Origin of the sequence: Natronococcus sp., from assembly GCF_047921035.1 — an archaeon.
In the GTDB taxonomy this organism is placed as follows: domain Archaea; phylum Halobacteriota; class Halobacteria; order Halobacteriales; family Natrialbaceae; genus Natronococcus.
In genome coordinates this window covers 1-6,699 of the sequence record NZ_JBLRWX010000140.1, presented here as the reverse complement: position 1 = coordinate 6,699, position 6,699 = coordinate 1, and the positions used below count along the sequence as shown (strand labels likewise).

General features: G+C 64.1%; 8 protein-coding genes. 4 read left to right on the top strand and 4 right to left on the bottom strand.

The genetic code is table 11. The features are described 5' to 3' along the window. Positions 1 to 1,220 (bottom strand): ABC transporter substrate-binding protein (locus ACNA7R_RS18585; protein WP_416285010.1); only part of this gene is annotated, 1,220 nt, incomplete at its 3' end. A gap of 283 nt (positions 1,221 to 1,503) precedes the next feature. On the opposite strand from ACNA7R_RS18585, the gene ACNA7R_RS18580 reads away from it, so the two are divergent. After that, positions 1,504 to 2,271 (top strand): IclR family transcriptional regulator, encoded by a 768-nt coding sequence (locus tag ACNA7R_RS18580; RefSeq protein ID WP_416285009.1) that lies wholly within the window; start codon positions 1,504 to 1,506, stop codon positions 2,269 to 2,271. A 179-nt stretch (positions 2,272 to 2,450) separates the two neighbouring features. Here ACNA7R_RS18580 and ACNA7R_RS18575 read toward each other — a convergent pair whose 3' ends face one another. Both ACNA7R_RS18575 and ACNA7R_RS18570 read right to left on the bottom strand, forming a co-directional pair. Then, entirely contained in the window at positions 2,451 to 2,984 is a 534-nt protein-coding gene (locus tag ACNA7R_RS18575; protein ID WP_416285008.1) for a hypothetical protein, read from the bottom strand. A 201-nt stretch (positions 2,985 to 3,185) separates the two neighbouring features. After that, complete coding sequence (locus ACNA7R_RS18570; protein WP_416285007.1) at positions 3,186 to 4,088, bottom strand: serine/threonine-protein kinase RIO2; 903 nt, start codon at positions 4,086 to 4,088, stop codon at positions 3,186 to 3,188. Between the two features lie 177 nt (positions 4,089 to 4,265). Between ACNA7R_RS18570 and ACNA7R_RS18565 the strand changes: the two genes are divergently transcribed. Beyond that, positions 4,266 to 5,102: a biotin/lipoate A/B protein ligase family protein gene (locus tag ACNA7R_RS18565; RefSeq protein ID WP_416285006.1), complete on the top strand. Its 837-nt coding sequence runs from the start codon at positions 4,266 to 4,268 to the stop codon at positions 5,100 to 5,102. Positions 5,103 to 5,141: 39 nt separating this feature from the next. Here ACNA7R_RS18565 and ACNA7R_RS18560 read toward each other — a convergent pair whose 3' ends face one another. After that, complete coding sequence (locus tag ACNA7R_RS18560; RefSeq protein ID WP_416285005.1) at positions 5,142 to 5,300, bottom strand: hypothetical protein; 159 nt, start codon at positions 5,298 to 5,300, stop codon at positions 5,142 to 5,144. A 171-nt stretch (positions 5,301 to 5,471) separates the two neighbouring features. On the opposite strand from ACNA7R_RS18560, the gene ACNA7R_RS18555 reads away from it, so the two are divergent. Together ACNA7R_RS18555 and ACNA7R_RS18550 are read left to right on the top strand one after the other, a co-directional pair. Further along, positions 5,472 to 6,344, top strand: a complete 873-nt coding sequence (locus ACNA7R_RS18555; RefSeq protein WP_416285004.1) for a deoxyribonuclease IV — start codon at positions 5,472 to 5,474, stop codon at positions 6,342 to 6,344. 63 nt (positions 6,345 to 6,407) lie between these two features. Next, the coding region (locus ACNA7R_RS18550; protein ID WP_416285003.1) for a class I SAM-dependent methyltransferase at positions 6,408 to 6,699 on the top strand (292 nt) is incomplete at its 3' end.

Here is a 6,699-nt window from a genome sequence, read left to right as displayed (position 1 = left end):
TCGCTGACTTCCGGCGTGTCCTCGGTGAACCGGTAGCTCGGGAGCTCCTCGGCGACCTCGGCGAAAACCTCTCGAGCCGCCTGTCCGCCGAAGAAGTCCAGCTCCTCGCCGAAGATGTCGGCGTCGTACGTCGTCTCGAGGGCCGGGAAGAGCCCGTACTCGTCGTACATGAGCAGCTGCATCTCCTCAGTCGCGGTCGTCCACCGGATGTAGTCCCAGGCACGGCTGGTCTCCCCGCTTTCGTGTTGGTCCGGGATCATCAGGCTCGAGCCGCCCCAGTTCGACGCGCGTGCGCCGCCTTCTTCGAACGCCGGAATCTTGTAGACGCCCCAGTCGCCCTCGGTTTCCGGCAGCTCCGCGCGGAGCGTCCCCTCCATCCAGGCCGCCGAGGGAAGCGAGGCGATGTCGCCGTCGCCGTACGCACCGAACCAGGCCGACGACCAGCCCTCGAGGTTCGACGCGATACCGGCGTCGTGGAGATTCTTGATGTTCTGGGCGACCTGCAGGGACGTCTCCGAATGGATGTTCACCGCACCGTCCTCGGTGAACGGTTCGCCCTCGAGCTGTCGGAACTGGAACCGCCAGAATCCGTCGAGGTCGTTCTCCGGCAGGTTCAGCATGTAGACGTCGTCCGGAAGCTGCTCTCCCTGTTCGATGAAGTCGTCCCAGGTCTCGATCGCGTCGGCGTCGAGACCGTGTTCGTCGTAGACGTCAGTACGGTAGAACACCGCAGTCGGTCCGATATCCCACGGCAGCGCGTAGATATCGTCCCCGTCGGTGAGCGACTCCCAGACGCCCGAAACGAAGTCGTCGTAGACGTCAGCCTCCTCAATTTGGTCCGTGATATCCAGCACGGCTCCGGTATCGATGTAGCTCGGGCCGTCGATCATCTCGAGCATCGACACCTCCGGCGCGCCCGAGCCCGAGGCGAGGCGCGTCTGGAGGTCCTCTTTCATCGCGTCCTGGCCGAACTCTTCGATCTCGACCGAGGCGTCGTGCTCGTCGTTGTACTCGTCGGCGGTCAGCTCCATCGAGCGCGCGGCGACGTCCCATCCCCAGCCGGCAATCTCGTCGGCTATCTCGTCGGTATCGGTCCCGTCGTCGTCCCCTTCGGGATCGCCGGTGCCGATACAGCCCGCCAGTGCGGCCGCACCGAGTGCGGTGGTACCCTTCAGCAGTCGACGTCGTCCGAACCGTCCGTATATGGTATCTTGTGACATGCACACACCGAGTATTCCAGACACAGTAACGGCCATAACTTAAATCTTTTTCTCAGTGCTCGAAGAACAACTGATAGAGAGCGTAAGAGACGCGTTTCCAATGAGCGAACGTCGCTATTTTATATAGTTATCTCGTCGTGGCTACGGAGAAAGCGGATTATCTTTCCTACTTGTACGTTTCGTTCTTCGGAGACCACACGAAACGAACCCTCGTACTCGAACGCTGTTCACTGATGGAGAACAACAGTTTAGTAGCTCGACTCCCGTAGCTGAGAGAGAAACGATGGGTGATGAGGACGGCGTCTCTGTACAGGCGACTGCAACCACCTTCTCGATCGTCGAGTCACTTCGGGACCGAAACCGAAGCGGCGTCACCGAATTAGCGACGGAACTCGAACTCTCGAAGAGCGCCGTTCACAACCACCTTAGTACACTCGTCGCGCTGGGATACGTTCGTCGCGTCGACGGCGGCTACGAACTCACGCACGAATTTCTCCGACTCGGATTGGCCACGCGCGAACGCAACCAGATCTACGACGCTGCGAAAACGGACCTGCGAACGCTCGCCGGGACGACCGGTGAGATCGTCAACCTCGTCGTTCCGGAGGCAGATCACGGCGTCTACCTCTACCGTGTCGGGGACAGTGACCATCCGATCCCGGAGGGCGGCCAGGTCTCGTTACACGCCTCCGCTGCCGGAAAGTCGATCCTCGCGTTTCGCGATTACGACGCCGTAGACGCGTACATCGACCGGTCCGGCCTCCCGGCTCTAACCGACCGCACTGTCACCCACCCCGCCACGCTCCGAAGTCAGCTGCGGTCGATCCGCGACCAGCGCGTCGCGTTCGACCGTGGCGAACAGACGCCGAACTGGCAGTGTGTCGCCAGCCCGATCGTCGTCGAGGACGAACCGATCGCCGCGATCAGCGTCTCCGGCCCCGCCGATCGGATGCGAGGAAAACGACTCGAGGAGGACGCGACCGGGCTCGTCGTGAGCACGGCGAAAGCGATCGAACTCGAGGTACTCGATTCGACCGATAGCGAGAACTGATTGCCGCCGACGGAACGACTCTCGGTCGTGGCTGTATCACCGATAGTGGAACCGTCGCAGTGCTTTGCGGTATTGGCCCGACGAAACGGGTTGGGTTCGGAAGACGGCCGAGGCGGTCGGCGAGACCGTCGAAGGACCACGGGCGTAGAGAACGAATCGAGAAGGAGGTTTCGACCGAACTATTCGGAGGTCGGAACTCTCCTCCGAATCACTTCGGGAGCGATCCCGTTGACGGCCGCGAACACCGCGCCGAGGACCAGCCCGTAGACGAGGTGGCCGATCGCGAACAGGAGCGCCGCGAACAGCTCCGCCGCCATCCCGGGTACGGGCAGGAACGGCAGCGGGAAGGTCCCGATCCCGGCCCGCGCCATCGCGGCCGGAAAGATCAGTCCCCCGGCGACGATGCCGATCACCGTCCCGAAGACGATCCCGGCGATGAGGTACTCCCGAAAGCTGCCGACGACGTTCTGGATCGCGGGTCTCGAGACGACCGCCGCAAACGTCAGCCCGAACAGCACGCTGAGTATCAGGTGGATCGTCCACCCTGCGCCGACATCGGCGGCCGGAATCGGCGCGAGACCCCCGAGCAGTTCGATCTGATTGCCCCCGAGGTGGAGGAGGACTCCCATTGCGATACCGCCGGCCAGACCGCCGGTGAAGCCGCCACCCCAGCGACCGACGCCGTCGATCGTCTGATTGTCATTCTCTACCATGAAGGAGATAGGGTCTTCTGGCAAAATAATCCTATCATCGGCTTCACACCGCGACTGTCTCCCGACCGGAGAGAAACGCCGGGAACCGGGAGCGGGTTCCGTTCTATATAACTATATACAATTTATACTTCGGTGAGCGCCGATTCGAACCGCTTCTCGCGGTCGACCATCCCGTCGGGAGAAGGAGTGGGCGAACGATCGCTACTCGCGGATCGACTCGAAGGAATCGTCGGCGATCGAGGCCGCCAGTTCGTCGCTCGAGTGTTCGTCGGGAACCTGCTGGGGGTACTTCCGCCGGAAGTAGCCGATCAGGTTCTCGAGGTCGCGCTCGAGGAACTCGTCGGCGTTGGCGTGATCGGTCGGTACCGCCTGGGGCCAGTCGAACACCTTCACTCCCTCCTCGTTGACGAAGACGTTGTACTCGCTCATGTCGGCGTGGACGTATCCCGCCTCGTACGCGCCCGCGATCTCACCGACGAGCAGATCGAGCACCCCGAGTACCTGATCGGGCTCGAGTCGCGTCCGGGAGAGTTCGACGCCGTCCATCTTCTCCATGACGATGGCGTGGCGGTTCTGGTCGATCGGTCGGGGGACGGCGACGTCCGGGTAGAGTTCCTCGAGGATGTCGTGTTCGCGCTCGGCCGCCTTGCGCGCGGTGTACATCCACGAGACGTGGTCCTTGTCGGAGGTGTAGTCGCGCTCCTTGTGGACCTCCCGGAAGTTCGTGTACCCCTCGCGGTGGTACTTCAGCGCCAGGGGTTTGTAGGAGCGAACCTCGTAGACGTCGCTCTCCTTGCCGACGCCCAGCGGCGAGCCGAACTCGATTATCGTCTCCCGTTCGACGAGCGCCCGCAGCGCGAGCGCATCGTACCCCTCGAACTGGAGGGTGTACCCCTCGTACTGGATCGTCTTTTTTTCGACGAGCCCGCGCTTGAGACAGCGCTCGAGGCGGTAGTCGACCTCCTCCTCGGTCAGGTTGGCGAACTTCGGGATCTTCTCCCGCTGGACCCACTCCGAGAAGCGCATTCCCTGTTCCACGCCCGAGAGGAGATAGAAGTCCGCTTCCTCGAGCTCCGGCAGTAACTCGGCGACGTTCCGCACCATGTCCCGAAGCTACCCGTTCGGCACGTAAAAACGTCGTGACAACGGCTACGCGGGCCGATCCGTACGCGCCGTCGTCTCGACGGGTAGCCGTCACGGCCCGATGGTAAACCGCTGAGGACGATATGAAACGAGCGCGTCGTCGCAATCGCTTTCCGGTTCGCCGTCCTGCCCTCGAGCATGACCGCGCTTGCCGACCGCGACTGGCGGCTCATCGCCGACGAGGCCCGCGACGGGCCGACTCAGATGGCCCTCGAGGAGATCGCCGCCCGAACGGCGCTCGAGGACGATCTCCGGACCGTTCGCGTCTACTCCTGGGAGCCGAGCACGCTCTCGCTGGGCTACCGGCAGGATCCCGACTCCGTCGACTGGGAGTACTGCGAACGGGCTGGGGTCGACGTCACCCGCAGACAGACCGGCGGCGGGGGGATCTACCACGACCGGTACGCCGACATCTCCTACACGATCGTCGCGCCGGCGGCGGAGGTTCCCGGCGACCTGATGGACTGTTATGCCCTGTTTTGCGAGCCGATCCTCGAGGCGTTCGACCGGATGGGAATCGACGCGGACTTCGCGGATGCCGAACAGGAGTCGATCTACTACCCCTCCTGCTATCTTCGGGACATCAACCCGGCCCACGACGTGGTCGCACCGGCGAGTGCGGGCGCGGACGCGAAGAAACTCAGCGGCAACGCCCAGTACCGCCAGCGAGACGTCGTGATCCAGCACGGCTCGCTATCCTACGATCTCGAGCCCGATCACCACGTCGACGTCTTCGACAGCGATGTCACTGCGGAGACGTTCGTCAATCGGGTCACCAGCATCCGCGAGCAGACCAGTCTCGACCGTGAGACCGCCGTCGAAACCGTCACCGACTCCCTGCGGGAGTGGTGTGGAGCGACCGACGGCGAGTGGCGCGCGGACGAACTCGAGGCGGCCCGCGACCTCGCCGACCGGAAGTACGGCGCGGACGCCTGGGTTCGAGATCGGGAGGTCCTCGAGGCCGGCGAGCAGTAGGACGGTTCGTCCGGGCGAAGACGGGACCGCGGCTTTCCGTCACGGTCCGAACAGCAACGCGTAGAAAAACAGCGCGGCGGCGGTGCCGAGCGCGGCGTGTCCGGCGATACCCGCGGCCACGACGAGTCCGCCTGCGGCGCGGACGATCGGTCGAACCGGGTCACCTAGCAACTGTCGTTCGACGTCGGCTACGGTCATTGTGTTTCCCCTCACGTCAGGATTGGGGACAAACGGGTACAAAATCCCGAGTTACTTCCCAGAAGCTTGGAGTACCGTGACCCGCTTCAGCGCATCCGTCTCCCCCTCGGGACGAGCGGCCGATCCGCCGACTCCGAAGTATCTATCACGCGGCGATACCCACTCTCGGCCATGAAGGTCGGCGCACACGTCTCGATCTCCGGCTCGCGCGTCTCCTCGGACGACGAAACGCCTCCGTACGGCGACATCCGCAACGCTGTCCACCGCCAGGTCGCCTTCGGCGGTAACTGCGGACAGGTGTTTACGACTTCGCCGCAGGTCTGGGCCCAGCCCGAGATCAGCGAGGAAGCGGCCGAGGGCTTCCGCGAAGAGAGCGACGAACTGCTCGAGGGGCCGTGGGTGATCCACTCCTCGTACCTCGTCAACCTCTGTACGCCGAAGGACGACCTCCGGGAAAAGTCCAAAGAGAGCATGCAGGCCGAACTCGACGCGGCCGAGAAGCTGGGCATTCCGTACGTAAACGTCCATCTGGGCGCGCATACGGGCGCCGGCGTCGAGGGCGGTCTCGACAACGCGGCGAGTCTCATCGACGAACTCGACGTCCCCGAGGACGTTCAGATCCTCATCGAGTCCGACGCGGGTAGCGGGACCAAACTGGGCGGCGAGTTCGCCCACCTCGCGGGCATCATCGACCGCACGGACGAGGATATCGGCATCTGCATCGACACCGCCCACACGCTGGTCGCGGGCAACGACCTCACGACGCCCGAGTCCGTCGACGAAACCGTCGGGCGGTTCGACGACGAGATCGGCCTCGAGCACCTCGAGTACATCCACCTCAACGACTCGAAACACGACGTCGGCACGCACAAGGACGAACACGCGCTCATCGGCGAGGGCTACATCGGCGAGGACGGCATCCGCGCGATCGTCAACCATCCCGACCTTCGGGAGTTGCCCTTCGCCCTCGAGACGCCCACTGAGGACGGAAAGGGCTTCGCCTGGAACATCGAGAAGACGAAGGAACTCCGGGAGGAGGCGTAAACACCCGCTTCGACGCCGCTCGGAACCGACCCGCTTTTACTCCCGCTGGCACTACGAGGAGCCGTGCGCGAGTTCTCCGAAGCCTACCTCGAGCGGACCCGCGAGGGGATGTGGGACGACTCCCGGCAGGCGCTGGCCCCTCTCGAGCTCGACTCCCGAGAGCGCGTGCTCGACGTCGGCTGTGGCACCGGCGAGCTGAGCCGCGTGCTCGCCGCGGAGTGCCCGGGTGAGGTCGTCGGCTGCGACGCCGACGCGGACCTGCTCGAGTTCGCCGGCGAGCACATCCCGGTCGTCGCGGGCGACGCCCTTCGGCTCCCGTTCGCCGACGACAGCTTCGACCTCGTCGTCTGTCAGG

What these genes read in the sequence shown, in the direction of transcription:
- ACNA7R_RS18570 (WP_416285007.1), bottom strand. Translation starts at nt 4,088, where the DNA reads ATGGTGCGGAACGTCGCCGAGTTACTGCCGGAGCTCGAGGAAGCGGAC.
- ACNA7R_RS18555 (WP_416285004.1), top strand. Translation starts at nt 5,472, where the DNA reads ATGAAGGTCGGCGCACACGTCTCGATCTCCGGCTCGCGCGTCTCCTCG.
- ACNA7R_RS18565 (WP_416285006.1), top strand. Translation starts at nt 4,266, where the DNA reads ATGACCGCGCTTGCCGACCGCGACTGGCGGCTCATCGCCGACGAGGCC.
- ACNA7R_RS18560 (WP_416285005.1), bottom strand. Translation starts at nt 5,300, where the DNA reads ATGACCGTAGCCGACGTCGAACGACAGTTGCTAGGTGACCCGGTTCGA.
- ACNA7R_RS18575 (WP_416285008.1), bottom strand. Translation starts at nt 2,984, where the DNA reads ATGGTAGAGAATGACAATCAGACGATCGACGGCGTCGGTCGCTGGGGT.
- ACNA7R_RS18580 (WP_416285009.1), top strand. Translation starts at nt 1,504, where the DNA reads ATGGGTGATGAGGACGGCGTCTCTGTACAGGCGACTGCAACCACCTTC.